This window comes from Paraburkholderia sp. SIMBA_027, assembly GCF_046535315.1.
GTDB lineage: Bacteria > Pseudomonadota > Gammaproteobacteria > Burkholderiales > Burkholderiaceae > Paraburkholderia > Paraburkholderia tropica.
This window is the reverse complement of sequence record NZ_JAWRWY010001422.1, coordinates 1-243: the sequence shown is the minus strand read 5'-3', so window position 1 is coordinate 243 and position 243 is coordinate 1. Positions and strand designations below refer to the sequence as shown.

Below are 243 nucleotides of genomic sequence, written 5' to 3'. Positions count from 1 at the left end.
CCCGATGCCAACGGAAAACAGGTCAAGCACACTCAATGCCATTAGGGGACCTCGGGCGAGGCGTACTCCCGCATGGCGTCCAGGATCCAGCGTCCCAGGAAGTCGGCAAAGGATGCCCGCGGGAAGACCCGGTAGCTCTCCTCGCCTGTCTTCCACAGCAACACGGGGATGTGCGCCAGCTCGGTGGCCAGAGCAGTTCCGGCCTTGAAGACCCGCGGGTGCAAGTCCAAGGAACAGGTCTTC

Annotated in this window: 1 protein-coding gene; it reads right to left on the bottom strand. The window is 63.0% G+C overall.

Translation table 11 applies throughout. The features are described from left to right. Nucleotides 1–41: 41 nt before the first annotated feature. Nucleotides 42–243 (bottom strand): sarcosine oxidase subunit gamma family protein (locus SB764_RS43885; protein ID WP_410867294.1); only part of this gene is annotated, 202 nt, incomplete at its 5' end.